The 25,974-nt window shown below is 52.9% G+C and carries 24 protein-coding genes and 3 pseudogenes; 13 read left to right on the top strand and 14 right to left on the bottom strand.

All coding sequences use genetic code 11. The annotated features are described in order from the left end of the window. Nucleotides 1–74 precede the first annotated feature (74 nt). Both A6301_RS06175 and A6301_RS06170 read left to right on the top strand, forming a co-directional pair. On the top strand, nt 75–614 hold the full coding sequence (locus A6301_RS06175) for a CbrC family protein (protein WP_205540560.1): 540 nt from the start codon (nt 75–77) through the stop codon (nt 612–614). Between the two features lie 43 nt (nt 615–657). Further along, nucleotides 658–1,281 (top strand): LysE family translocator, encoded by a 624-nt coding sequence (locus A6301_RS06170; RefSeq protein WP_215482560.1) that lies wholly within the window; start codon nt 658–660, stop codon nt 1,279–1,281. Nucleotides 1,282–1,324: 43 nt separating this feature from the next. On the opposite strand, the gene A6301_RS06165 is transcribed toward A6301_RS06170, so the two are convergent. Beyond that, nucleotides 1,325–2,197, bottom strand: a complete 873-nt coding sequence (locus tag A6301_RS06165; protein WP_205540559.1) for a LysR family transcriptional regulator — start codon at nt 2,195–2,197, stop codon at nt 1,325–1,327. Between the two features lie 102 nt (nt 2,198–2,299). Between A6301_RS06165 and A6301_RS06160 the strand changes: the two genes are divergently transcribed. Continuing rightward, the gene (locus A6301_RS06160) at nt 2,300–2,809 is read left to right on the top strand and encodes a phenolic acid decarboxylase (protein ID WP_240352863.1); all 510 of its coding nucleotides are present in this window, start codon (nt 2,300–2,302) and stop codon (nt 2,807–2,809) included. A 56-nt stretch (nt 2,810–2,865) separates the two neighbouring features. Here A6301_RS06160 and A6301_RS06155 read toward each other — a convergent pair whose 3' ends face one another. The 5 genes and pseudogenes from A6301_RS06155 to A6301_RS06135 all read right to left on the bottom strand — a co-directional run bounded on the left by A6301_RS06155 (nt 2,866) and on the right by A6301_RS06135 (nt 10,078). Continuing rightward, nucleotides 2,866–3,999, bottom strand: coding sequence for an alkylhydroperoxidase domain protein (locus A6301_RS06155; protein ID WP_205540558.1), 1,134 nt, complete (start codon nt 3,997–3,999; stop codon nt 2,866–2,868). Then, nucleotides 3,996–5,030 carry a putative FMN-dependent luciferase-like monooxygenase gene (locus tag A6301_RS06150; RefSeq protein ID WP_107169315.1) on the bottom strand — a complete coding sequence of 345 codons (1,035 nt, stop codon included), beginning with the start codon at nt 5,028–5,030 and terminating at the stop codon, nt 3,996–3,998. The genes A6301_RS06155 and A6301_RS06150 overlap by 4 nt, the downstream gene beginning before the upstream one ends. Nucleotide 5,031: 1 nt before the next feature. Further along, nucleotides 5,032–6,729 (bottom strand): ABC transporter ATP-binding protein, encoded by a 1,698-nt coding sequence (locus tag A6301_RS06145; protein WP_234257351.1) that lies wholly within the window; start codon nt 6,727–6,729, stop codon nt 5,032–5,034. Further along, a pseudogene (locus A6301_RS06140) lies at nt 6,726–7,061 on the bottom strand (ABC transporter permease); the annotation flags it as partial. The pseudogene A6301_RS06140 and the gene A6301_RS06145, both read right to left, overlap by 4 nt. Before the next feature lie 32 nt (nt 7,062–7,093). Then, a complete protein-coding gene (locus tag A6301_RS06135) occupies nt 7,094–10,078 on the bottom strand; it encodes a Tn3 family transposase (protein WP_234257350.1) in 2,985 nt (994 codons plus the stop codon). A 159-nt stretch (nt 10,079–10,237) separates the two neighbouring features. Between A6301_RS06135 and A6301_RS06130 the strand changes: the two genes are divergently transcribed. The 4 genes from A6301_RS06130 to A6301_RS06115 all read left to right on the top strand — a co-directional run bounded on the left by A6301_RS06130 (nt 10,238) and on the right by A6301_RS06115 (nt 12,632). After that, the gene (locus A6301_RS06130) at nt 10,238–10,822 is read left to right on the top strand and encodes a recombinase family protein (protein WP_012695450.1); all 585 of its coding nucleotides are present in this window, start codon (nt 10,238–10,240) and stop codon (nt 10,820–10,822) included. 186 nt (nt 10,823–11,008) lie between these two features. Further along, complete coding sequence (locus A6301_RS06125) at nt 11,009–11,566, top strand: OsmC family protein (RefSeq protein ID WP_000108589.1); 558 nt, start codon at nt 11,009–11,011, stop codon at nt 11,564–11,566. A 141-nt stretch (nt 11,567–11,707) separates the two neighbouring features. Then, entirely contained in the window at nt 11,708–12,289 is a 582-nt protein-coding gene (locus A6301_RS06120; protein WP_000210409.1) for a TetR/AcrR family transcriptional regulator, read from the top strand. Between the two features lie 4 nt (nt 12,290–12,293). After that, a complete protein-coding gene (locus A6301_RS06115; protein ID WP_000888080.1) occupies nt 12,294–12,632 on the top strand; it encodes a carboxymuconolactone decarboxylase family protein in 339 nt (112 codons plus the stop codon). A gap of 29 nt (nt 12,633–12,661) precedes the next feature. Here the strand turns inward: A6301_RS06115 and A6301_RS06110 are convergent, their stop codons facing one another. Further along, nucleotides 12,662–12,991 (bottom strand): co-chaperone YbbN, encoded by a 330-nt coding sequence (locus A6301_RS06110; protein ID WP_002431133.1) that lies wholly within the window; start codon nt 12,989–12,991, stop codon nt 12,662–12,664. 213 nt (nt 12,992–13,204) lie between these two features. Here A6301_RS06110 and A6301_RS06105 point away from each other — a divergent pair, with 213 nt between their 5' ends. From A6301_RS06105 to A6301_RS06095, 3 genes are all read left to right on the top strand, one after another. Then, nucleotides 13,205–14,311 (top strand): alkene reductase, encoded by a 1,107-nt coding sequence (locus tag A6301_RS06105; protein ID WP_006687059.1) that lies wholly within the window; start codon nt 13,205–13,207, stop codon nt 14,309–14,311. A 65-nt stretch (nt 14,312–14,376) separates the two neighbouring features. Then, nucleotides 14,377–15,078: a DsbA family oxidoreductase gene (locus A6301_RS06100; protein ID WP_103825219.1), complete on the top strand. Its 702-nt coding sequence runs from the start codon at nt 14,377–14,379 to the stop codon at nt 15,076–15,078. Between the two features lie 65 nt (nt 15,079–15,143). Next, the gene (locus A6301_RS06095; protein WP_004729618.1) at nt 15,144–15,917 is read left to right on the top strand and encodes an SDR family NAD(P)-dependent oxidoreductase; all 774 of its coding nucleotides are present in this window, start codon (nt 15,144–15,146) and stop codon (nt 15,915–15,917) included. Nucleotides 15,918–16,102: 185 nt separating this feature from the next. Here the strand turns inward: A6301_RS06095 and A6301_RS06090 are convergent, their stop codons facing one another. After that, nucleotides 16,103–16,768: an aminotransferase class I/II-fold pyridoxal phosphate-dependent enzyme gene (locus tag A6301_RS06090; RefSeq protein WP_228030188.1), complete on the bottom strand. Its 666-nt coding sequence runs from the start codon at nt 16,766–16,768 to the stop codon at nt 16,103–16,105. 11 nt (nt 16,769–16,779) lie between these two features. Between A6301_RS06090 and A6301_RS22460 the strand changes: the two are divergent. Then, nucleotides 16,780–16,936 (top strand): annotated as a pseudogene (locus A6301_RS22460) (Tn3 family transposase); the annotation flags it as partial. A 54-nt stretch (nt 16,937–16,990) separates the two neighbouring features. Here A6301_RS22460 and A6301_RS06085 read toward each other — a convergent pair. From A6301_RS06085 to ghrB, 4 genes and pseudogenes are all read right to left on the bottom strand, one after another. Beyond that, a pseudogene (locus tag A6301_RS06085) lies at nt 16,991–17,521 on the bottom strand (ABC transporter permease); the annotation flags it as partial. Beyond that, nucleotides 17,518–18,462 (bottom strand): ABC transporter permease, encoded by a 945-nt coding sequence (locus A6301_RS06080; RefSeq protein ID WP_205540555.1) that lies wholly within the window; start codon nt 18,460–18,462, stop codon nt 17,518–17,520. The pseudogene A6301_RS06085 and the gene A6301_RS06080, both read right to left, overlap by 4 nt. A 26-nt stretch (nt 18,463–18,488) precedes the next feature. Then, nucleotides 18,489–20,126, bottom strand: a complete 1,638-nt coding sequence (locus tag A6301_RS06075; RefSeq protein WP_205540554.1) for a TIGR04028 family ABC transporter substrate-binding protein — start codon at nt 20,124–20,126, stop codon at nt 18,489–18,491. 302 nt (nt 20,127–20,428) lie between these two features. Further along, the gene (gene ghrB, locus A6301_RS06070) at nt 20,429–21,391 is read right to left on the bottom strand and encodes a glyoxylate/hydroxypyruvate reductase GhrB (RefSeq protein ID WP_234257374.1); all 963 of its coding nucleotides are present in this window, start codon (nt 21,389–21,391) and stop codon (nt 20,429–20,431) included. A gap of 362 nt (nt 21,392–21,753) precedes the next feature. Here ghrB and A6301_RS06065 point away from each other — a divergent pair, with 362 nt between their 5' ends. Then, complete coding sequence (locus A6301_RS06065; RefSeq protein ID WP_215482566.1) at nt 21,754–23,715, top strand: methyl-accepting chemotaxis protein; 1,962 nt, start codon at nt 21,754–21,756, stop codon at nt 23,713–23,715. A gap of 20 nt (nt 23,716–23,735) precedes the next feature. On the opposite strand, the gene A6301_RS06060 is transcribed toward A6301_RS06065, so the two are convergent. After that, nucleotides 23,736–24,209 (bottom strand): N-acetyltransferase, encoded by a 474-nt coding sequence (locus A6301_RS06060; protein WP_107169308.1) that lies wholly within the window; start codon nt 24,207–24,209, stop codon nt 23,736–23,738. Further along, nucleotides 24,206–24,769: a DNA-3-methyladenine glycosylase I gene (locus tag A6301_RS06055; RefSeq protein ID WP_234257373.1), complete on the bottom strand. Its 564-nt coding sequence runs from the start codon at nt 24,767–24,769 to the stop codon at nt 24,206–24,208. Before A6301_RS06055 ends, A6301_RS06060 begins: the two co-directional genes overlap by 4 nt. Nucleotides 24,770–25,046: 277 nt before the next feature. Here A6301_RS06055 and A6301_RS06050 point away from each other — a divergent pair, with 277 nt between their 5' ends. Then, a complete protein-coding gene (locus A6301_RS06050) occupies nt 25,047–25,853 on the top strand; it encodes a sulfite exporter TauE/SafE family protein (RefSeq protein WP_234257348.1) in 807 nt (268 codons plus the stop codon). Nucleotides 25,854–25,974 lie beyond the last annotated feature (121 nt).

Genomic DNA, 25,974 nt, shown 5'->3' with positions numbered 1-25,974 from the left:
TAGGATCATTCTCTGGCGTATATTACGCAGGGCTTAATTAGGATGGCTTACTTGCTGCGTGGAGCGCTTCTTTCATGAATACACCTTTCCCCCATTTCCGTTATCACCCTAATCCGTTATCGACGGGGAGCATCAAAGTGGCTGATGATGTCTGCCCATGCTGCAATCAGGCGCGTGGCTATGTTTATACCGCTTCATGCTATACCGCACATGATTTGCCCGAAGAGACATTTTGCCCCTGGTGTATTGCAGATGGCAGCGCGGCGGTACGCTACGACATGCATTTTGCGGACAGCCACCCTCTGCTTTGCGCAGGTGTGGCGAGGGAGATCGTTGATGAAGTGTGCGAGCGGACGCCGGGTTATGTTTCCTGGCAGCAGGAGCATTGGCTTTCATGCTGCGACGATGCCTGTGCATTTGCGGGGGATGCCAGTCACGAAGAGCTCATTGCATTGGGGGCAGGGGCATTATCGGCGCAATTTACGGATTTCTCATGGCCGTTGGAAGCCTGGGAGAATCTCGTTGAGTTCTATCAGCCCGGCGGCGAAACCGCGCTTTACCGTTTTGAGTGTCTGCACTGTCAGAAGGTGCATTACGGCATTGATTTCGCCTGACTATGGCCTTTTGTGGTTTTCCCTGCTGGAGTGATGAATTACCGTGAACCTGACCGAATCGCTGATTGCTTTTACGTTTGCCGCGACGCTTCTGACTCTGACGCCGGGTTTGGATACGGCGTTGATTTTACGTACCGCTACTGTTGAAGGCAGTAAGAAAGCCTTCCATGCCGCGTTTGGTATTCAAGTCGGCTGCCTGATTTGGGGCGCGATGGTGGCGTTTGGTCTGGGAACGCTGATTGCTGCGTCGGAGCTGGCCTATAACATCTTGAAGTGGTGCGGTGCGGCGTATCTCTGCTGGCTGGGTCTGCAAATGCTCCTGAAGCCCAGAACCGAGCTGGTGATGACGGCGTCACAAGACGTACCGAAGAATCAAAACTGGTTTCTCCGTGGTATGCTGGGCAACATACTCAATCCGAAAATCGGTGTGTTCTACGTTTCATTCCTGCCGCAGTTTATCCCTGCCGGCCATTCGGTGGTGCTGTGGACTTATCTGCTCGTACTGATTCATGTCTTTATTGGCACGCTGTGGTCGTCTACGCTGATCGCTGCGACACGCCCGCTGGCGCGCTTTCTACGTCGTGGCTCGGTGGTTAAATGGATGGATCGAACAACGGGCGTTGTTTTTTTAGCGTTTGCTGCACGTCTGGCATTTTCCCGGCGGTAAGGTGGCATTAGCATCGAAATTATCGATAAATGCCTCTCACACATCAGAGTCTGCCGAACAATAGCGCGATGAGCGTGAGGATCTCTTTGCTGAGCGGTTGCCCTTTCTCTTCGGCTAGCAGATAGAGTGGGGTGGTGCGCCGTTCCCCTTGCTGTAATGGCAATATTTGCAATTCACCTTGTGTGATGTGCTCTGAAATCCGCGCTTCCGGTAGCCAGCCGTAACCGACCTGATGCAAAACGGCCTGCGTTGCCGCTTCAAACGTTGTGAATGTCCAGCTCTCGGCGGATGCCAGCTGCGAATGTGGCGTCGTGCGCGTCACAATCTCTACGCAAGGATAGCGAGACAGAGCCTCATGGCTTAACGGTGTGGGGAGTGTGAAAAGCGGATGGTGGCAGTGTGCGACAGCGACGAAATCAACGTTCATTAGCCATTGCCCTGCGACGCCGTCGAGTTCACGCGGCGTGATGACATAAATATCCGCATCGCGCGCTTTCAACTGCGCAGACGTTTCATTACGCAGCACCTCGGTCAGGTGGATACGCGTAGCCGGATGCCGTTTCTGAAAGGTGCTGAGCAAGTGGAATAGGCGATCTTTGGGGAATGTGCTGTCAACCACCAGGTTGATGCTGGTTTGCTCGCCCATTTTCAGCGAGTGGGCACGAGCTTCCAGCGCATGAAACGAACGTATTACGGGTCGCACCTGTGCGAGTAAGCATTCCCCCTCTGGTGTTAGTTCGGCTTTACGCCCGTGTATTGTGAGTAGTTCGACACCCAGCCGCTCTTGCAACAGCGAAAGTTGGTAGCTGACGGAAGATTGGCTGCGGTGAAGCGCATTCGCCGCCTGCGTATAGCCGCCCAAATCAATAACCGCTTGAAGAATTTCCCACTGTTCCAGCGTCGTCTTTGCTAGCATCTTTAATATATCTAAATATTGAATGGTTTTACCTGAAAAATAGCGTTATTCATCGAATTAATAAAGCTCTAGAGTGAATTTACACATTTCAGGAGAACGATCATGCTTTCATTCAATCAACACGACCTGAGCCATTTTGTAGGGAAACATCTGGTATATACCTACGATAATGGCTGGAATTACGAGCTGTATGTCAAAAACGCCAATACAATAGACTATCGTATTCACAGTGGCATTGTGGGTAACCGTTGGGTCAAAGATCAGCAGGTGTATATCGTGCAGGTCGCTCGCGATGTGTATAAAATTTCATGGACAGAACCAACGGGAACGGATGTCAGTCTGATTGTTAACATAGCCGATAAGATTTTCCACGGCACCATCTTCTTCCCACGTTGGATCATTAATAATCCAGAAAAAACGGTATGTTTCCAGAACGAACATATTGCTGAAATGGAAGCGTATCGTGAAGCGGGCCCCGCGTACCCCACCGAAGTCATTGATGAATTCGCCACCATCACGTTCATACGCGACTGTGGGGAAAACAACAACGAGGTCATCAACTGCCCTGCCAGCGAATTGCCTGCGGGTTTTCCTGCTTACCTGAAAAAATAAGCAGCAATAGGCGTCACAAAGGTTGTGCCGCCTGATTCGCTATCCCATAAGGCCGATTAACTCTCTGGCCAGAAAGGCTCGCCTAGCGTGAGCATCAGTCGGTTGGCCCACGAGAAGAAGGCGGCCGACTGCACCACATCGACAATCTCCAGCGTATCTAATCCCTGTTCTTGCAGCTGTTTCACGTCGTTTGCGTTGACCTGTGCGGGCGTGGCAGAAAGGCGTGCCGAAAAATCGATAATCGCCTGCCAGCGCGGGCTTTGGCCGATACTCAAATCGCCACCGGGGACGACATCCAGTAACCGCTGCACATCGCTGTCCTGCTTGGATAGCTGACTGGCTTTACGGGCGTGCACCGAAGCGCAATAGATGCAGCCGTTAACCTTACTGGTAACAGCGGCGATCAGTTCACGTTCTTTGCGCGGCAGGCCGCCAGAGGTATAGAAAATCCCTTTATCTGTTAGCGTGCGCTGTTCCAGCACCGGAAGGTTGCGGCCTAGCAGGCGGAAATAGTCGGAATTGGTGTGGCCGAAGCGCGCCAGAATCGCCTGCTCGTCGGCATTGAATGCTGCCAGCGGTTTGGGGGCAATCCACGGTTCCCAATCCAGTTCCGCCTGAGTGAACGCCTGTGGTGCGGACTTGCCGCTGTGCGCCTGCGGCTGGGTATGCCACTGGCCTGCAACGGCGGCCTGCGAATGCGGCTGGCCGACGCGGTGACCCGCAATCAGGCGATAGCCGCGCAGCAAGCGACTTTGAAAATTCACAAACGCGATGAGCTGCGACAGCGTTACGATGTCGTCTACTGACCAGCCCGCTCGCTCCAGCGCGTTGACATGGGATGGGGCGGCCTGCACGGGGGTCTTCGTCAGGCGCTCAGCGTGATCCAACGCCAGCTGTAGCGCGGGTGTCAGGGTAGGTTCTGGGAAGTCCGCCAGTCGCTCGGCATAAAAACGTTGTAGCTGCTCATCCTGCTGCCAGCCGCTGATCTTTGTTGCAAACCAGAAGCGCAGCGATAACGGTAATGTCACGTCATCATGTGCAGCGGCGCTAAACAGCGCGTCGTAACTGCCTTGGGTATGGCGGGTTGCCGCTTCACGGATTTTTCTCGCTTCTGCAAGGGCGGAGTTCGGGCTGATGTCGGCCAGCGTATCCAATACGTCAGGCGTGTGTAAGGTGTTAGCGTGCGTCATGCAATCTCCTGCCCGAGTGGGCTTTTCTGTTTGACGGCGGGCTTCCAGCCCAAAGCGGGTGCCACCTGAGTGGCAATTAATTCAAGCGAGCGCAGGATCAGCGCATGTGGCGGATCGATAGAATGTACCTGGAAGGTTACATCTGTCGCCCGCTCCAGCGAACTGTCCGCCCGAAGCGATGCAATCACATCCTGTGCCGTGCCGACATGGCTATCGAAGGAGGCGATAAGTGCCTCGACCGAGTCGTGAGGAATTGCGCGGAACGTTCCTGAACGGGCGGCAGAACGATTAAGCCCTTTCTCGGCCAGACTCAGCGCCAATTGGCGATCGTCAGCGACGAAAACGCTGCGTGAGCTGAGGATACGCGGAGTGACGCCAGCGGGCAGCGCAGCCAGATAGGCGTCGATCATCGGGTTTTGCAAGTCAGCGAGCGTGGCGTCTGGGAAATGCTCCGGGCGTGGCTGGGTACGAGAGAGCATCAGGCCATCGCCCGCTTTGCCCGCCCGTTCTGCACCCTCGATGGAAAATGTGGCCTGCCAGACGCGCTTATCTAAATGTGGGGCGGCAGGATAAAGTTGATTACCGTCTTCGCTCAGTGCCTCGCCCCGCCAGGCGGCGCGCAGTTTCTCCAGATAGCGTCCAAGAATCTGCCCGCGCTGTGCACTGTCGTGACCGAATGCGGCAAATGAGGACGGCGTGCCGCCGGAACCCACGCCGACTTCCAGCCGACCATTGCTGAGTAAATCGAGCACGGCGGTGTCTTCCGCCACACGCAGCGGTTCTTCCATTGGCAGGGTAATCACGCCAGTACCGAGCTGGATGCGCTGAGTCCGTGCGGCGACCAGCGCCAGAAACACCAGCGGTGATGGTAACCCGCCTTCATCTGCGTGGAAGTGGTGCTGTGCGACCCACGCGCTGTCGAATCCTAGCTGTTCTGCTTTGACGATCTGTTCCGTTGCCAGTCGGTAGCGCTGCTGGGCGGAAACGTCATCCAGCAACCGTGTGAAAAATCCCAGACGTTTCGTTGCCATTTTACAGTCCTTGGTTTAGTGCGAATGTGGTTTCAGTATGAATTGGGGATTGGTGTGAACGGGCAAACGCCGGGTGATGCTGCCCGGGGATAGCTTCGATAAGTTCACGGGTATAGCGATGCTCAGGCTGAGCGAAGATGCGCTCCACAGGGCCGGATTCAAGCTGCTTGCCGTGGTACAGCACGGAAACGGTATCGGCGATCTGGCGTACTACTGCCAAATCGTGCGAGATGAACACGTACGTCAACCCCAGTGATTCCTGTAATTCAGCCAACAAACGTAGAATCTGCGCCTGCACGGTGACATCCAGTGCGGAAACGGCTTCGTCCAATACCAATACCTGCGGTTCCAGCACCAGTGCTCGGGCGATGGCGACGCGTTGACGCTGGCCGCCGGACAGTTCACGCGGTTTACGCGACAATAGCGCTACCGGTAAGGAGACGCGTTCGAACATCTCATGAATTTTTCGCTCCCGCTGTGCGGCAGTATGGCGATTAAAATTGCGTAGCGGCTCCTCGACGATGTCGTACAACCGCTGTGACGGATCGAGCGAGCCAAAGGGGTTTTGATACACCAGCTGAATTTTCTGCCGGAACTGGCGCAGCGCTTCACCTTTCAGATGAGAGATATCCGTGCCGTCGATCAGAATACGTCCGGCGCTGGGATGATGGAACCCGAGCAAGCTGCGTGCCGTGGTGGTTTTACCCGAGCCGGATTCGCCAACAATGGCATGCGTTGTGCCGCGCACTACGCTGAAAGAGACGTCATCTACAGCGCGAAAATGCTCGCCTTTGCGACCTGACAGAGGAAAGGTTTGCACCAGATTTTCGACCGAGACAATAATCTCGGAGGCATGGTTGCGCGGTGGACGTGGTATGGGGTTGAGTGACGGGACATTCGCCAGCAGCGTGCGGGCATAGTGGCTTGATGGCGCGCTGAGTACGTCAAGCGTTGGCCCCTGTTCCTGAATGTAGCCGTTCTGGAAAACCAGCAGACGATCGGCACGTTCGGCCGCTACGCCCAGATCGTGAGTGACGAACAGCACCGACGTGCCATTCTCGCGCCGTAACTCATCGAGCAGATCGAGAATACGCTTCTGCACCGTGACATCCAGCGCGCTGGTGGGTTCATCGGCAATAATCAGCGCGGGTTTCAGTGCAATCGCAATGGCTATCAACACGCGCTGTTTCATACCGCCAGATAGCTCGTGTGGATACTGCTTCGCTCGTAGTTCCGGCTGATTCAGGCCAACACGTTCCAGCAGCGCCAGCGTTTTCTGGCGGATAGTCTGGCGATCTTCCCGTTGATGAATACGCAGAATCTCATCCACCTGCTCGCCGATGGTTTGTACTGGATTAAGGGAACTGGTGGGATCTTGGGGGATCAGGCTGATCTGCGCGCCGCGCACGCTGTCCAACCGCTTCTGTGACCAGCCGCTGATATCTACGCCGTTTAGCCGAATAGCGCCGCGCGTGAGCCTGCCGTTCTCGGCGAGCAAGCCGATGACAGCTTGTGCGGTGGTGGTCTTGCCTGAACCGGATTCTCCTACCAGCGCGACGACTTCACCGGGCTGAATATGGAAAGAGACGCCTTCCACGACGGTTTGCTCGCGGTCGTCACTGCGGTAGGCGATAGTGACATTTTCCAGAGCCAATACGGGGACTGCTGCGCTGGTTTGTAAGCTGGCTGGCAGACTCATCGTTCCGTCCTCCTGATCGACTGGCTGATGCGGTTAGCGGACAGCACAACAAGTACGACAATCAGGCCGGGGAAGGTGGTCAGCCACCAGGCGGTTGCGATGTAATTGCGGCCTTCGGCGATGAGTAGCCCCCATTCTGGCGTGGGCGGTGGTGCGCCGTAGCCGAGAAAACTCAGCGTGGAAATCGCCAGAATCGCGCTGCCGAATTGTAGGGCGGCGAAAGCAAAAACGGTGGTGAGTGAATTTGGCAGGATGTGTCGCCACAGCACGCTGAAAAAGCTGCCGCCGCTGCCATAGGCGGCTTCAACGTAGTCGCTATGGCGTACACGTAGGGGTCCGCTTGGAAAACGGAAATTATCCCACGCTAAGACTGTTTTTTGTACAAAGCGGTATCGACTGTACGTAATGAGCGGTATTTTCCGGATCCCAGCTTAAGATTATTACGCCAGACGTAATCTCCACTCAGATTGATATGTTCCCAGCCCAGGGGAGAAAGATGAGAGACCAGTTGCTCATTTATCGGGATACCCTTTCGTTTTAGTGACTCAATAGCTCTTTCTATATATACCGTGTTCCACAACGTGATCGCTGCTGTCAGTAATGTCAGCCCGCTGGCGCGATAACTCTGATTCTCCAGCCCACGATCCCTTATTTCACCCAGACGGTGCAAAAAGACCGCTCGCGCAAGGGCATTACGGGCCTCACCCTTATTCAGCCCCGCCTGCACGCGTCGGCGCAGACCGGGATCACGGAACCAGTCCAGCATAAATAGTGTCCGTTCGATGCGGCCAATCTCTCTCAGCGCTTTGGCAAGTCCATTCTGTTTTGGGTAACTGGCTAACTTTTTCATCATCAGTGATGCGGTGACTGTCCCCTGCTTAATCGAGGTTGCCAGGCGCAATACCTCATCCCAGTGCGACTCAATGTCTTTGATATTCAGGCAGGTTGTTGATATGACAGACTGAAGCCCCGGATAGCGCTCGGCCTTTCCATGAATAAACAGCCGCTTGTCATGAAGATCACGGATCCTTGGCGCAAAAGCGAATCCCAGCAGGTGCATCAGGGCGAAAACATGTTCAGTGAAGCCTGCGGTATCGGTGTAATGCTCGGTAATTTCCAGATCGCTTTCATGGTACAGCAGGCCATCAAGCACGTGGGTTGAGTCGCGCACCCGGCTGATCACTTTGGCGTAGAACGGGCTGTATTGGTCTGAGATATGCGTATAAATCTGCACGCCCGGCTCCTGACCATATTTAAGATTGACCTGACCGGCATAACGTCCGTGACTGCCTACCCGAAAGTTCTGCCCGTCTGACGACGATGTTGTCCCGTCGCCCCAGAATGCGGCCAGAGGCCGCTCTTTCTGTGCGTTGACCAGCTCGGCCAGTGCCGCTGAATAAGTTTCATCCCTGATGTACCATGCCTGAATACCTTCGAGTGACGATCTTGTGGCCCCAGGGCAGGATTCCGCCATTTTTGTCAGCCCAAGGTTGATGCCGTCAGCCAGAATGGTGGTCAGCAACAGTCTTCCGTCTTTTGGTCTGACGTTATTATTTTTGAGGTGCGCGAAGTGACGCGTAAATCCCGTCCAGCTATCAACTTCTTCCAGTATCTCCGTAATTTTCGGATGGGGAAGCATGCCATAAACCAAATCTGCAAAGGGCGAAACACCTGAAGGAACGCTGTTCTCCAGTGGAGTGATTTTTACGCCTTTATCTGAGATATCTACATCGGGCAAATCACCGGCAAGCGCCATCGCGTTAACTTCTTCCAGCCGAGATGCAAGAAGAGTCATACGGGCCTGAAGGTATGCCTGGCTATCGGTCTGAACGGCCAACTGTAACTGGTCATTATGTCGGGATTTCTCAAACTCAGCAGTCGGGATGAGATAATCATCAAAATTTTTGTAGCGGCGCGATCCTTTTACCCAGATATCACCGGAACGTAATGCACCCTTGAGTTCATTCAGTACGCAAAACTCGTAGTACTTGCGGTCGATGCCTGAAGGCGTGAGCACCAGTTTTCGCCAGCTTTCAGGGATAAACCCTGTTGGCGCTGATGGCGGCACTTTACGAAGTTGTTTACGGTACATTTCCGTTATGGTGTCCAGCGCATCGCTGAGCGCCTGCGCCGCAGGTGTCGCCATGAACTGCAATGCTGACAGCATACGCGGGGCATATTTACGCAACGTACTGTATTTTTCGGTGATCAGATGAAGCGCGTCGAAATTGCCCTTACGGGAAAGAAACCGCGTTTCTTCCACACTGTTGATGAATTCCTGCCAGGGAAGGACATCTTCTATTGCAGTCCAGGGATCTTCCCCGGATTCTCTGGCGTTAAGTAACGCCTGCCCGACGGTAACGTACTGCTTCAGCTTGCTCTGAATAAGCTTTCCCGTTTGCTGGAGCCGTTCGGCCTGCGTGCGTTTTGCCCTGCTGAACAGACTACCCAGGATACGCTCGTGCAGATCAATCACTTCGTCAGTCAGGGTGGCCCTGGCCTCTGTTATTATACAAACCAGCGTAGCGTAACGTCTGACATCGGTGAATTTTGCTAGGTCCCTGCTGCTCATTTTCCGGCCCTCACGCGCCAGTTTAAGCAACCTGTTCTGGTGAACGGAAAGTGCAATACCATCAGGCAACCCCAGCGCAGCGATGGAATTAAGCCGGTCGATATGTTGCAGCACATTTTTACCGTTTATTTTACCCGGAGGCTGTAGCAGCCATGCCAGACGGGAAGGTTGTTCACCCTCTGATATGAGCAGGCTGTCGAGTGCTGATTTATGCTGCTTTTCCAGTTGCGCGGTAAGTGTCGAAAATACCGATCTGTTAGCGAGCGTGACGACTTCGGCAAGCGTCCGTTCGATCACTTCAACAGAAGGGAAAATAACATTATTGTTATGTAGCCAGCTGAGCATTTCTTCCGCCAGCATAAATCCTTTGTCAGTTCGCATGGCATAGGGGTGCAGATGATGGATACAGTCTTTTTGCATTGACCGGCTGAACGGGGATAGTTCCAGGTAGCGATAAAGTTCGGTCAGATGTTCCCAGCGGGTTTGCTCTCTGGATGCATATTCCGGCCATAAATCAGGCTGAAGTTTCAGTCGGGAAGCAACCCTGGATACAACGCCATTGTGAGGAGCACTGCTTTTGTCCGGAATAAATCCAGGTCCACGCAGATAACAGAGTAATACAGCAAAGCCCAGGCGATTCGCTGGCCTTCGGTGCTTATTAATGAGCGCAATATCCGGTTCGTTCAGAAAACACATTCGGGTCAGAATAATTTCATCATCTGGTATAACCAGTAAGCGTTCCTGCTCTTCGCTGCTCAGTATCTGTCGCCGTGGCATAAATGCCTCCCTCGCGTATAGTTTTCATCTGTTATTTGTTCGCTGTGACCGAAACCGGTCGGTTTCGTACACCACTTACAGCACATGTCCGAAACTTAGTGAAATTAATTTCGGACACACGTTATAATTCGGACATCCATTTCGTACGGAAAGTTTCCCATGTCACGTGTTTTTGCCTACTGCAGGGTCTCAACTCTGGAACAGACCACAGAAAACCAGCGTCGTGAAATTGAAGCGGCGGGTTTTGCCATCAGATCCCAACGACTTATTGAGGAGCATATCAGTGGCTCGGTTGCTGCCAGCGAACGCCCCGGATTTATCCGGTTGCTAGATCGCATGGAAAATGGGGATGTACTGATTGTCACCAAACTTGACCGTCTGGGTCGTAATGCGATGGATATCCGAAAAACAGTAGAGCAACTGGCGGCTTTAGATATTCGCGTTCATTGTCTCGCACTCGGAGGCGTTGACTTGACCAGTCCGGCCGGAAAAATGACTATGCAGGTAATTTCTGCTGTAGCGGAGTTTGAGCGGGATTTGCTGCTTGAGCGAACGTATTCAGGTATTGCGAGGGCAAAAGCGGCTGGAAAACGCTTCGGTCGCCCCCCCATCCTGAGCGAGGAACAAAAGCAAACAGTGACAGAGCGCCTAAATGCTGGCATCAGTATCAGTGCTATTGCCCGGGAATTTAATACCACCCGCCAGACTATCCTTCGGGTAAAGGCTGGATTGCTGCAAGAGTGAGCGGCTGGGAAGATTATAAAAAAAAATCAAATGGTTATTATGAAATAAAACAGCCTGCTGGGTTCTTTTCCCCCTATTTTTTATAAAAGAGTAGACAAAAGAGGTTCGCGATATTAATCTACCAACTAGATGGTTGGTACTGATTACACCAGCTATACCTTTTATCAAGAAATTACAGGAGCCATTATGTCTACTACCGTTAAACCTTCTGCAGACGCAGCTGCGATCCACAATACCCGTGAAGCAGTTCGCAGCCAGCCTGGCCTGGGTAACCTGACTTTCCAGATGAAAGCCCGTTCCAGCGGCGGATTAACCGTTCGCACAGAGACCGGCGCCACAATCCAGAACGGCGTTATCGATACCAGCCGTGTGGGGAAATTTTCTAATATCGGTGATGAACCCGCAGGTTTACTCGGCACCGATACCGGCATGAGCCCGACTGAATACATCATGCAGGCGCTGGCTGGCTGTTATACCGCCACCCTTACCATGATGGCTGCTGAAAAAGGGATCGACCTGGACGGTATCGAGCTGGATCTTAATTTCGATATCAACCTCAACGGCTTCCTTGGGCTGGACAGCAACGTGCGTAAAGGTGCGAAATCTATTCGCGTCGATGTTCACCTTACGAGCAAGACCGCCAGTCGCGAGGAGTTAGAAGCGCTGGTCAGCGAAATGCAAAAGAATTCGCCAATCCACGATACTCTGGCTAATCCGGTTGAAATGATTACACGCCTGGCGTGATGTCAGAGATGTAATGCTGCCATTCAGAATGCAGGATGGCAGTGACGTTCAGCTCTGCACGATACTGAGTCAGTGATACAACTTGCTACGGAAAAATAGCAACAATATAATCTATCAACTAGTAGATTATATGGAGTAATTATGACAACCATGACACGGGAACGGCTGCTCAGCGAAGCAGAACACCTGATGCGCGAAAAAGGGTATTCAGCATTCAGCTATGCTGATTTATCAAAAATAGTGGGTATCACCAAGGCCAGTATTCATCACCATTTCCCGACCAAAGATATTCTGGGTGAGCAGGTGGTAATACAGGCGTTCTCTGATACACAACGCGTATTTGAGCAGATAGAGGCGACTGAGAAAAGCGCGGAGAGAAGAATTGCGGCTTACATCGATATCTTCGCGCAAAGCCATAAAGCTTCGCTACTGCCACTGTGTTGTGCGTTGTCAGCAGAGACCGCCAATCTGCCTCAGGCAATTACTGTACAGACATCACTTTATTTCGATATGCAAATCGAGTGGCTCACAAAAGTCGTCAGGGCGGGCATGGAGTCAGGTGAGTTTTCATCCCATGCCGAACCATCAGATATTGCTTTGATGATCATTAATGTCTGTGAAGGCTCAAGCGTAGTGGCGCATGCAACGGCCAGACCCGAAGTCTTCGCCAACAGCCTTAAGTATATAAAACTGCTTCTTAATACCCCTCATTCAGGAGAATGACACTATGCTGGACTGGAACAACTATCGCTCAGAGTTAATGCAACGTTTAGGCGAGTTGGGCAAACTGACCCCCGAGACCATGAAAGGCGTGGTTGCCCTGGGCAACGCAGGTAACAAAACTGACCTTTTGGGCGCAAAAGTGCGTGAACTCATTGCCCTGGCGTGCGCAGTCACAACCCGCTGCGACGGCTGTATTGCTTTTCACGCCGACGCCGCTGTGAAAGCCGGTGCAACCGACGCTGAAATTGCTGAAGCGCTGGGCGTGGCGATTAACCTCAACGCTGGCGCGGCGGTCATTTATTCAGCCCGCACTCTGGATGCCGTCGGTCAGGCACGCGGTTAAGCATTAATAAATTCCACGTTAAAAGGGCATTACTGCCCTTTTTTTATGTCCGCAATAGCCTGAGCATATACCGATGCAGGTTTCACACCCGGTATGCGTTTAACTAATTGCCCTTCATGAAATATCAGCACAGACGGCAGCCCCCAGATCTCGTATTTGGTTGTCAGCACCGGCGCCTGATCTACATTGACTTTCCCCACCTGAATATCTCTATCGAGCCGGTCTGCAAACTGACTGAACATTTCTTCGCTGGCCTGACAGGGCGGACACCAGGGTGCAGAGAAACGTACCACCGATATTCCTTTGTACTGCTCTATCTGGCGGAAATTATCTTCGTTATAAGCTGTTAATGTACGCATGGTGATGACCTCGCAAAATGAGTGACAATTCAGAAATGGCTGCGTTATGACAAAAAAATACGACACAGCCATTGACCTACCTACTAGATGGTTGGTATATTGCCACCCATCAGATGTTTATGCAACTCCAGTGCGCGACGTCCAGTCGATGATACTGCCGGGCTGTGCAAATCCCTGCCGGGATACTCCTTTTTGTTTTTTGTGAGGTATACGATGAGTAAGCTTTTCACCCCCTACAATCTGTCTGGCCTGGCGTTAAAAAACCGTGTAGTCATGGCACCGATGACCCGCACCCGCACCATGAATGACGTGCCGGATGAGGTCGTGGCTTTGTACTATGCACAGCGTGCTTCTGCTGGCCTGCTCATCACCGAAGGGATGCCGGTTTCAGAAGAAGGCCGGGGTTACCTTTATACCCCTGGTATCTACAACGACGAACACGTCCAGGGCTGGCGTAAGGTGACACAAGCGGTTCACGCCAAAGGTGGCCGTATTTTCGCGCAGCTCTGGCACGTCGGCCGTATGTCTCACGTCTCTCTTCAGCCAGGCCACATAGCGCCGGTTTCAGCGGGCACCGTTCAGGCGGTCAATACCACCGTTTTTGCGCTGACCGAATCCGGAGAACCGGGCCCGGTTGTACCAAGCCAGCCACGCGCGCTGGAAACGCATGAAGTTAAACGCATCACTGCAGACTTCGTGCACTCCGCACGCCTGGCGATGGAAGCCGGCTTTGACGGCGTGGAAATCATGGCGGCAAACGGATTCATCTTTGACCAGTTCCTCAGTAGCGAACTGAACACCCGCACCGACGAATACGGCGGCTCGGTGGAAAATCGTCAGCGTTTCCTGCTGGAGACCATTGACGCCGTGGCGGAAGCCGTGGGTAACAGCCACGTTGCCGTGCGCCTGTCACCGTTCGGCCGCATTTATGACCTCGCGCCGTATGAAGGTGAAGAGCAAACCTGGTCAGCCATCACCGACGCGCTCGGTCAGCGGGAACTGGCCTACGTACACCTTTACTATCAGCCGGTGTACACCAAAGCGCCACTTCCGGAAGGCTTCCGCCGCCGTTTTCGCAACACGTTTAAAGGCACCATCATCGCTGCCGGCGGTTTTACCCGTGATATCGCAGAGCAGGCTCTGGAAGATGATGAGCTGGATCTGGTGGCATTTGGTGTGCCCTACATCGCTAACCCGGATCTGGTTGAAAGAATGCAAAACGGCTGGCCACTGGCAGAAAGTGACCGCGCCACCTACTACGGCGTCAGTGGTTCCCCGGAAAAAGGCTATACCGATTACCCGGTCTGGCAGGCGCAATAAATCCCATACGGTCGCGGTTCTCTGATAAGTGAGATCCGACCGCCCAACGTCTTTGAGGAATCATTATGCAAACGCTGAAACCCACCCTTACCATCGATATCTGGTCAGATTTGGTCTGCCCGTGGTGCTGGATTGCTAAAAAAAGATTTGAACAGGGTCTGAATCGCTTTGAATTTCGCGACCAGGTGGTGATCCGCCATCACAGCTACCGTCTGGCCGGTGGTACTCCCGCGATGCCTTTTAAGGATGCCATCGTTAAAAAGCTGGGCAGTCAGCATTCAGCGGAGCTGATGATGAATCAGGTGGGCACCGCCGGTAAATCTGAAGGTCTGATCTACAACTTCGACGGCATGATGTTTGGTGATACAGAAGATGCACACACCCTGCTGGTTGCCGCGCGTAAGGCCGGAATTGCGGACGCGGTGGAAGAACGTTTTTATCATGGCAGTATCACCGAAGGTCGCTCTCTCTTTGACCGTCAGCAGCTCGTTGCCATGGCCGTAGAAGCCGGTATGCCGAAAGCTGACGCTGAAGCCGCCCTGGAAAATGACGATTTTCGCGCCACCGTTTCCGACAATGAAGCCCACGCACAGTCTATTGGCCTCAGCGGCGTTCCGGTTTTTGTGATGAACGAAAAATATGCCATCAGCGGGGCTCAGGCAGCAGATAACTTTTTGAATGCCCTGCGTCAGGTCTGGGATGAACAGCAAACCGAATTTTCAGCCACTGCGGGTCAGACCTGCGGAACGGATGGCTGCAGTATTTAATCCGTCAACCGCCGGCAGTTTCACGCTGCCGGCAACGTCTTACCCACCAGTAATGGAGTCAGAAAATGAACACTTTTTTCAAAGGTAAAAAACTGCTCGTCGTCGGCGGTACCAGCGGCATGGGCCTGGCCGTGGCACGCATGGTACTGGAAGCGGGCGGCAGTGTCGTGCTGACCGGGAATAAAAAAGACAAAGCCGAAGCGGTGCAAAAAGAACTGAGCCCTCTGGGACCGGTTGCGGTCATCGCGGCGAACCTGATGACCGAAGAAGGTATGGAAACTATCCGTCAGGAAATTAATGCTCACCATCGCGATATCAGCCTGATGGTGAATGCCGCCGGTATCTTCATGCCCAAAGGATTTACCGAGCACAGCTTTGCCGATTATGACATGTATCTTTCGCTGAACCGAGCCACGTTCTTTATTACACAGGATGTCGTGAAAAACATGCTCGCCGCGAAGCTCGAAGGGTCTATCGTCAACGTCGGTTCGATTGGTGCTCAGGCTGCACTGGGTGACTCGCCGGCCTCGGCCTATTCAATGGCAAAAGCGGGTCTGCATGCCCTGACGCGTAATCTGGCGATTGAGCTGGCCAGCGCGGGTATTCGTGTCAACGCGGTGTCTCCCGGGATTGTTCATACGCCGATATACGAAGGCTTCATGGACAAAGCGGATATCGCAGATGCTATGAAGTCGCTGAACGATTTCCACCCGCTGGGACGCGTCGGAACTGCCGAAGATGTGGCAAACACTATTCTCTTCCTGTTGTCTGACAAAACCTCATGGGTGACGGGCGCTATCTGGGATGTCGATGCGGGCATCATGGCGGTCAGACGATAACCCCGTGACGCTGGCATAAGCCGCCCCTTAAGGGCGGCATTTTTTTGTCGCCAGACATGTCATCAGCAGGCTTCACTAAGAATATTCACGACCTGTTCATCCGTGCCTTTTGTGTTCCCGGCACAGGGTGTTATGCCGGGTTCTGACGACATCCTGACAGGACAAAACGGCCAGAGAGAAAGGGGTTATACACGATGAGGAGCCGGTATCCGCAGTACCTGTGAAATTCTTTTCATCCCTGCTGTCAGCATACTCCGTGGGCAGGCCAGATTTAACCGGATATATCCGTCCCCATTGTCGACAAACAGCAAGCCCCCTTCAAGAAGGACCCCTGACTCCCGGGCAAAATACAGCGATAAATCCTCACCTGCGGTGTCGGGCAGGTAGCGGCTAATATCTATCCAGGCCAGATATGTCCCTTCGGGGATCGAGAACCTGGTTTCGGGTAAATAGCTTTTGAGATAGTCGTGCAGGTACTGGAAATTGCCGTCAATATATTCCCTCAGATGGACAAGCCAGTCATCACATTCACTCCACGCCGCTTTGTTTGCTGCCAGGCTCAGTGGAGAGATGAACTCGTCGTGTCTGAGACGCCACTCGCTTCTGACACCGGGATCCGGAATAATGATATTTGCCAACAAATTCCCGGCCAGATTGAATGTTTTACTCGAGGACATGCAGGTAATAATGCGTGTAGAATCAGGGAAAAGAGAGGCGGCCGGTGTATGACCGATACCGCTTCGGGACAGGTCGCAGTGAATTTCGTCAGATATCACCCAGATGTCATTGGCCAGGCAAATTTCAATAATCCGCTTAAGTTCATCAGGCCGCCAGACTCGTCCGGTCGGGATCAGGGATCTGGGGGTGGGAGGATCAGCGTTACCACGCCACCGGCGCTGACACTACATACGGCGGCGATAACACTCTGGAATACGGTTTATATAGAAAGAACCATTGAGCCGCTTAAGCAAAAAGGAGTCCCTGTTAATGAACTGCTGGTCTCTCATCCTTCTCCACTGCTGTACACAATATAGTCTTAGCGTGGGATAATTTCCGTTTTCCAAGCGGACCCCACGTAACACCTCTGAGCGCACCAGTCGGGTAAAGCTGGCGACGGAAGTAACACCCACGGCAATCGCGGCGTTGACCGTGCCGAAACCCAGCAGAATGATGACGCTCAGCGCCAGTAGCAGACCGGGAATGGCCAGTAACACATCAATGCTGCGCATGACGACGCTATCCAGCCAGCCGCCAACGGCACCGGCTAATAAACCGAACAGGCTACCGAGCACCAAACCCAGCCCGACGGCGATAAATGCGCCTGACAGCGAGTGCACCGCGCCATAAACGATGCGTGCGTAGAGATCGCGCCCAAGCTGGTCGGTGCCGAGCCAGTAGTCTGCGTCGGGTGCCAGTCGCTGTGCACCTGCGATGCCTTCTGTCGGGCTATAGCTGGTGAACCAGCCTGGAAACAGCGCCCAGAGTGCGACAGTTAATATGACCAGCCACGCCAGCAGTAGCCCAGGTTGAAAGGCGTGGCGACGCAGAAACGGTCGCTTGCGCAGAAGGGGAAACGTAATTTTTTCCAACGGTACGGTAGTCATAACGTGGCTCCTGGCGTTCTTTTCAGGCGCGGATCGAGCAGAGGATAGAGTAGGTCGACGGCCAGATTGACGACGACAAAGGCGGCGGCAGAAATCAGCACGATGGCCTGTAGCACGCTGCTGTCCTGATAGTTCACGGCTTCCTGCGTCAGTTGGCCGAGCCCGTTGCGGCCAAACACGGTTTCGGTAATCAGCGCGCCTGCAATCAGCTCACCCAGCAATAAACCGGCGATGGTCAGCGTGGGCAGCATGGCGTTACGGGCGATATGCCGCCAGAGCACACCGCTGCGGCTCGCCCCTTTCGCGCGGGCGACAGCGACAAACGGCTGGGTTTGTACCTGATCGATGCTGCGCATCAGCACCTGAGCCAGCGGGGCGGAGATCGGCAGTGCCAGTGTGAGAACGGGCAAAATGAGCCCCTCCCATTCGCCGGGGTTAATCACGGGAATCAGCCCCAAACGGAAAGAGAAGATCTGAATCAGAACGATGCCGAGCCAGAATGTTGGTACGGAAATAAACAGCGACGGCAGGGATTGCAGCGTGGTTCGCAACCACTGAAACGGCGTCAGCGTCGATAAGAACGCGAGGGCAAACGCTAACAGCCCGGCAGCGATGAAGCCCAGTACTGCGAGCAGCAGCGTGGGTGGTAGATTCGCGGCGATAAGCTCGGTGACCGGTACGCCAGCCTGAATAGACAGGCCAAGATCGCCACGCAGTATCTGAGCTATCGCATGAAAATACTGCGTGATTACCGGTGTATCGGCGCCGTAGGATAACCGCAATTGCGCAATTTGCTCGGCACTTAGGCCGAGCTCTGGGTTCTGAAATTTGATCAGTACGGCATCACCCGGCATCGCCTGAAGCAGGATAAAAGACAGGGTGAATGCAGCCCACAGCACGAGCAGTGCCTGACCGATGCGCAGTGCCAGATATCGGTTCATGATGATCTCCTCCCTTTGCTGCTGTGTTACTTATCCAGCCAGGTGTTGTAAAAACTGGGGCGACCAACAGCTTCAAACGCGATGCCTTTTGTGGTGGCGGCACCCGCAAATACCTGTGGTTCTTCAAAGATGGGAATGACGTAAGCCTGATCGATCAGATAGCTCTGTACTTCTCCTACCAGCGCTAGCCGCTTGCTGCGGTCAGTTTCTGCGGCGATGCCATCCAGCAGCGTATTCAGATGGGGATCAACAAAGTCCTTCACCTTGTCGCTTGAGCCACCTTTTTGCAGCAGGACGTTACGTACCGTTGGGTAGTACTGGCTTTTCAGCACATCTGGATCGGCACGGCCTACCATCGCTGGCGCAACGCCGGTTTTCAGCGGATCGAGGCTATCCACGGTTTTACTGCCCGCGTCGCCCGCTAACACATTCAGCTTCACGCCGACTTTTGCCCACTGTTGCGAAACCAACTGTAAGGTTTCTTTGTTCTGCGGTTGTGGTAGCGATTCATAAGCGGTCAGTTCCAGCGTTTTGCCATCTTTCTGTCGTAACCCCTGAGAACCGGTTTTCCAGCCTGCGTCATCTAACAGTTTGCTGGCCTGGGCGGGATCGAATGTCAGTTTGCTGGAGAGATCAACATAGCCCGCGGCAGTTTTCGCCAGCGGTGACGTGGCCTGTGGGTAGTTTTCAGAGAACAGCGTATCGATGATTTCTTTGGTATTCGTAGCGTGCAGCAGTGCTTTACGTACGCGGATATCCGCTACCAGCGGATTATCTGGACGGAAAACCACGCTGTTATTGACGCCGCGCGTAGGCGGGGCATAAAGGTTGAAGCCCTGACTTTGCACTCGCTTTTCATCATAGGCTTGGATCTGACGAATGAAATCTGCCTGACCGGAGACCAACGCGCCGATACGCACGCTGTCTTCTGGAGTGACCAGATAGGTAATGCCATCCAGATAGGCGCGCCCTTGATGCTTCGATTTAACGGGTGCCCAGTTGTAATCCTTACGGGCGGTCAGTTTCAGTTCGCGTCCCAGCTTCTCACTGCTGACCACGAATGGGCCGGAGCCAATGATGTTTTTGGCATTACCTAACTGATTGAAATTACGTTCAAGTGTGCTGAGAGAAACCAAGCCGGAACCGATGGCTGAGGTACCTTGTAGAAAACCGGGTGAGGGCTTCTTAAAGTAAAATTTCACCGTCAGCGGGTCGATGACTTCACTGCGCAGGTAATTGTTGATGACTTCCGAAACCGGTTGGTTAAGAGCGGTGTTTCCTAAGCCATACGTATCAAGGTTTTTCGCCACGGCGTTGGCGTCCAGCGGGGTGCCGTCAGAGAAGCTGATACCGGGGCGGATCTTGAATGTGTATTCCGTGTTATCCGCGTTGATGGTCCAGGATTCGGCAACCCACGGTTCAATCTCCAGCGTTTCCGGGTTCTGGTAGGTCAGTTTATCGGTAATCTGGTTGAGAATGCCGCCGTTCGGATAAAAACCGCCTGCGGGTGTATAGAGATTGGTGTGTGCCTGCTGCTCCAGATAAACCAGCGTGCCGCCGATTTTCGGTGTGTCGTTCGCTGCCTGTGCTCCCAGCGAACCGCCTAGAAGGAGTAGCGAGGCAAAGATAGTGAGTTTTTGATGAGGATGCAAAAAAGTCGCCACGATGATTGTCCCTACATGTGATGGTTTTTATTAAATTTGTTTTTATCAGGTGAATACGCGTATCGATTACGTCCTGAAACGGGGAATACAGCAGAAGACGTTAACCGCTCGTTACAGCCGATACTTCCATAGGCAGTAGGAAACAGCAAAGAACAATACCGGTATTGGTTATCCAGTTTTTAGTTAGGAAAAAGCATGGTTTTTGCGAGAAATCGCCGCGTTTCGCGTGTGATGATGGGGTTGGTTCGTGGGGAAAAGCAGCGCTGCAAAAACGTCGTCGCAGCGCTCAGGTAGACGGAGTGTTATTTCAATACTTGTGGATTCACGCAGTTTTCTTTCACCTGACCGCTTAGGGCGGCAATCAGGTTGTCGACGGCGCAGGCGGCCATGTCATAGCGCGTTTCGTGCGTGGCGGAACCGATATGCGGTAGTGCCACGACGTTGGGTAAATCCAGCAGCGGAGAATCGACGGGCAGCGGTTCTTTGACAAAAACGTCCAAACCTGCACCCTGAATGGTTCCTTTCACCAAGGCTTCCGTCAGCGCGTCTTCATCCACCACGGCACCACGGCCGATATTAATCAAAATGGCGCTGGGTTTCATTTTTGCCAGCTGTTCACGGCCAATGAGGTGGTGAGTTTCCGCCGTCAATGGCAGCGTAATACAGAGGAAATCCGACTCAGCCAATAACGTATCGAGATCGCAGTGACGGGCATTAAAGCGCTGCTCCGCTTCAGTGTGATGGCGGCGGGCGTTGTACAGTACCGGCATGCTGAAACCAAAGTGAGCACGCTGCGCGACGGCCAGACCGATGCGCCCCATCCCCAGAATACCGATGGTTTTATGGTGAACGTCAGTGCCAAACCAGTCGCTGCCGACACCGCCTTTCCACTCTCCCGCTTTGACCCGCTCAGCCACTTCTACAACCCGACGTGCGCTGGCGAGTATCAGTGCCAGAACCGTATCCGCCACGGTTTCCGTCAGCACGGTCGGGGTGTGCATGAGAATGACCCCTTTTTCATTTAGCGCATCGACGTTGAAAGTGTCGTAACCGACAGAAATGGTGGAAGCCGCGCGTAAATGCGGTGCGTGTTGCAGGAAATCTTTATCGACTTTACCGCCGGAACCGATGATGCCTTCTGCCGTTGCCAGAGCCGGATGATCGAGTGAAGGAAAGGCGTCAAGTTCAGTGACGGTGAAGTGTTGATCCAAACGAGCGCGTAAGTCGTCAGCAATGGTTTTATACAGGATAACGCTAGGTTTCATGACAAACTCCAGCAGATTAAGGAAGTTAACGTAGAAATCGCTCATCGAATAATCGCGTAGCTGGCAAGAGACTGCAAGTGATACTGCCCCTGCATTTGCCCAAGGTTAACCGTGATTCATGGGGGATTTGCACGATTTATGTCATGAGTGATGGTGTGACCTCCGCTCCAGAGTACGCTCACAGCGTGAATCACGTACTGGCCGCATGAGATTTATTACAGTTTGATTAAAATTATTCCACTGTGATTTTTGTTAATCATTTTCTTGTAAAGCATTACTGCAAAAAACCGATAACGCTATTTGCGGGGATGTTTTAGAAATGATGCTGTTATTTAGACACGATGTTGTTAACGGGGGCGGAAATGCATTTTTTTACCAGAATTATGAGCAATCTTAAGGTTTCTCATAAGCTGTATGGCGGGTTTGGTATTGTCCTGTTGTTAGTCATGATGGCGTCTGGTGTTGGCGCCATACGGTTTTTTATCATTCATGAACTGTATGTTAAAACGACTATTTTGAATGAAATGAATCATCAGCTCGATCAGTCGAAAATGGCGAGAGTCAAGTATTCATTCACCTTTGCAGATGAGCATATTAAAAACCTGAATAAGTACATTGAGCAGGCTAGGGCGCAAAAGGAAAAAGCGAAAGCACTAGCGTGGGAAGAGGGTTATCTATCTGATTTTAATAAACTTGACCAGGATTTTACAGATTATGATACCGATCTGAATACCATGAAAGCCGCCGCGAACGCGGTGGTTGATACGGCAAAGAAAATCAGCCAGATGAATGCCTCCGATGCGTTAACGGCATTTATGACCAATCTCCCGGTCGGCGCGGATGAAAATGCGCTGGCGGCGCAGAAAGATACCCTCTCACTACTGTTTCTGAAACTGGTTAATAGCACCTATATCTTACAAAGAGAGAACAGCGAAGCTGCGTTTAACGTGCAGAAACAGGCTTATGCCGAATCGAAAGCATCCTATGCTGCGCTGGCAGCATCGGTCAGTGACGATCGTCGTCGCGTCGTGGATTCTTTTTGGCAAGCATTTGAAAATTATAATCAAACGGCAGAGCAATATTACAAACAACTGGGGCAGTTAAAAACCACAGATGTCAAATTCCGGGCAACCGGAGACAGAATGACGAGCGATATCGGTACTATTCTGCAAAAGCTCGGTGCGAGGAATGATGACATTATCAATAGCTCTGTACTGCAAACACTGATTTTAGGGGCGATTGCCATCGTCTTTGGATTGCTGATTGCATGGTCCGTTACGCGGCAAATCACCCGACCCATTATTACTAATCTGAAGCTGGCGGAGCGCATTGCAGGCGGCGATCTCTCTGCAAACGTCACGGTGGAACGGCATGATGAACTGGGGCAGTTAACGACGGCCATGATGGTGATGACGGAGAAATTGCGTCATTTAATGACGGATATTCGTCAAAGCGTGTACAGCGTTGAGAGCGCTTCCTCTGACATTGCATCGGGCAATAATGATTTGTCATCACGCACCGAGCAGCAATCGGCGGCGATTGTAGAAACGGCAGCCAGTATGGAAGAGTTAACGGCTACGGTGAAGAACAACGCCGATAATGCCCGACATGCCAGCCAGATTGCCGGGGAAGCCTCAACCAATGCGAATCGAGGCGGGGATATTATTAACCGCGTGATTAACACCATGAGCGATATCTCCGGTAGCTCGAAGAAGATCTCTGATATCACGAGTGTCATTAATAGTATCGCTTTCCAGACTAATATTCTGGCATTGAATGCAGCAGTGGAAGCGGCGCGGGCCGGTGAGCAAGGCCGTGGCTTTGCGGTTGTTGCTAGCGAGGTTCGCAGCCTTGCTCAGCGCAGTTCACAGGCGGCAAAAGAGATCGAAAGCCTGATTTCAGAATCGGTTTCTCGTGTGGATGCAGGAACCGATCTGGTTTCTCAAGCGGGAACAACGATGGATGACATTGTCGCTTCCGTAAGCCGCGTGAATGACATCATGGGGGAAATATCTTCAGCATCGGATGAGCAGAGTCGCGGTATTGCGCAAATTGGCAGTGCAGTGGCTGAAATGGATACCACCATCCAGCAGAATGCCGCTATGGTGAGTGAATCCTCCGTCGCGGCGAACTCGTTGCAGGAACAGGCCTCGAAGCTGGCAAAACTCATGTCCGTTTTCCGCATATCCGATGCGGATGTTGCCGGGGTACCAAGACTGCAAGGATCTAACACCGGCAATGGAAATTCGGGCAATAGAGCAACGGCTCGCCTGCCGACGCTCGCGTCACGGGATAATGGGAACGATAACTGGACAACGTTCTGATACCCCGTTGAGTCGATGACTTAGAGGTGGCCGATTGAACTAGAGGGAACGGCATTTGCTGTCCCCTCGTTCACCCACTGCATGATCAGCGCCGTAGCTTGTGTCTCCTGATTGATGTTTTCCTCAACGGCGACAAACCCCTGCTTATGATAGAACCGGCAAGCGCGTGTATTCTGTTGATACACTTCCAGACTGAGTAAGGGGTACTGCGCCTGAACATGTTGGATCAGCGCGGTGCCAATCTGCTTTCCATAATAGGCTTGTTCCACAAACAGCGCGCCGATAAACCGTGCTTCTAGTACGCTGATAAAGCCAATAAGGCTTCCTTGTTCTTCATAAACCCAGGTTTGTGACTGGGGAATATAGATCTCGCGTACCGCACTGGCGCTTTCTCGCCAGTAATCTTCACGGATAAAGGGATGCGCCAGAATAGTGCTCTTTAACCAGAGTTGCATCAACGGCGCAAGATCGAGGCTGCGATAAGGGCGGATCATGACGCGCTTTCCTGATGACAAAAACAGTCAATGACATGGTCGTTGACCAATCCGCCCGCCTGCATGAAGGCATAGCAGATAGTCGAACCGATAAATTTGAAGCCGCGTTTCTTCAGGGCTTTGGACATGGCATCTGAAACGTCCGTTTTGGCGGGAACGTCTGCGAGTGAAGCGGGATGGTTGAGGTGTGGCCGGTGTTCGACAAAAGACCAAATGAAGTCCGCAAAGCTCTCTCCTTGGCTTTCCATCGCCACCCATACTTTTGCGTTGGTGATAATCGCCTCGATTTTCCCGCGATGGCGGATAATACTGCTGTCCTGTACTAATCGATCTACGTCATCCTGCGTCATTTTCGCCACCTGCTCAGGATTGAACTGGTGGAAGCAACGGCGATAGTTTTCGCGCTTTTTCAGGACGGTGATCCAGGAAAGACCCGCCTGCTGGCCCTCCAGACACAGTAACTCAAACAGTTTCTGGCTATCAGTACAGGGTTTCCCCCACTCGTTATCGTGATAATCCTGATATAAGGTGTCTTGTGTAACCCAGCCGCAGCGTTGCATTCCTTTCTCCTGATTCGGTTGTGCCGTTGGTGTTTGGACGCACAGTTTATTGTAAGGCAGTCTGCCGCAATGTGGTGCGATCATGGCATTCACGATGCTGTATATGCAACCAGTATTTTGCGGGCGTGCTCGCAGATAGGGAAAGTCATTTGCGGATGGGGCGGAAAGTCGTCGTGGAATCGTGAATAATGTTTTGCCGACAGCTCAGGGCTATTTTATTCGCTCAAGGCTGTTATCGATCATAAGAAAAACGTAAATAGAAACAGGGGTACAGGGAATGGCAGTGGAGTGGGTAGCAGCCTATCTGGCATTAGGTGCCGTGGTGGGTTTCATGGCGGGATTATTAGGTATCGGTGGTGGCGGCATTATGGTGCCAGTGCTGACGGCGTTGTTTGCCGCACAGGGCGTGGATAATACGCATCTGGTGCACCTGGCGTTGGGAACGTCAATGGCGGCGATTGTCGTCACGGCGATTTCCAGTCTACGTACTCATCATCAGCATCAGGCGGTGCTTTGGCCTGTGGTTATCAGAATTACGCCCGCCATTCTGATCGGGACATTCGCCGCGACCTGGCTGGCGACGCTGTTGCCGACGCGGACGCTGGCGATCTTTTTCTCCTGTTTTATGGCCTATGTTTCTCTGCAAATGGTGCTGAATATCAAGCCTAAACCGCAGCGTCAGTTGCCCGGTACGGCAGGGATTTCGCTGGCGGGATTGACGATCGGCAGCATCTCGGCGCTGGTGGCTATTGGCGGTGGGTCGCTTACGGTGCCGTTCCTGACGTGGTGCAACGTCCGTATTCAGCAGGCGATTGGGACATCGGCGGCGGTTGGGCTACCGATTGCCGTTTCCGGTGCGCTGGGCTACCTGATCAACGGCTGGTCGACGACCGGATTGCCTGACTACAGCGTCGGCTATGTTTCTCTGCCTGCTGTTTTCCTGATTTCCGTCGTCAGCTTCTTCACTGCGCCCGTCGGCGCCCGTCTGGCGCATCGCTTGCCGGTTGCGACGCTGAAAAAGGCCTTTGCCGCACTGCTGCTGCTGCTGAGCCTGAAGATGTTGCAGACTGTTTTTTCAAGCTGATCCTGAAATTTGAAAGATGATGGTGGGGATTTGCACTTGTTACCGCATTCTGGCTGTATATCTTGCGGTCAGAGGGTATACTGGCGCATTCCTTATAAATCCACTTGTATCGCGCGCGAAT

Source organism: Pectobacterium sp. IFB5596 (genome assembly GCF_021432585.1).
Lineage (GTDB): Bacteria > Pseudomonadota > Gammaproteobacteria > Enterobacterales > Enterobacteriaceae > Pectobacterium > Pectobacterium punjabense.
This window is presented reverse-complemented; position numbering and strand designations above follow the sequence as displayed.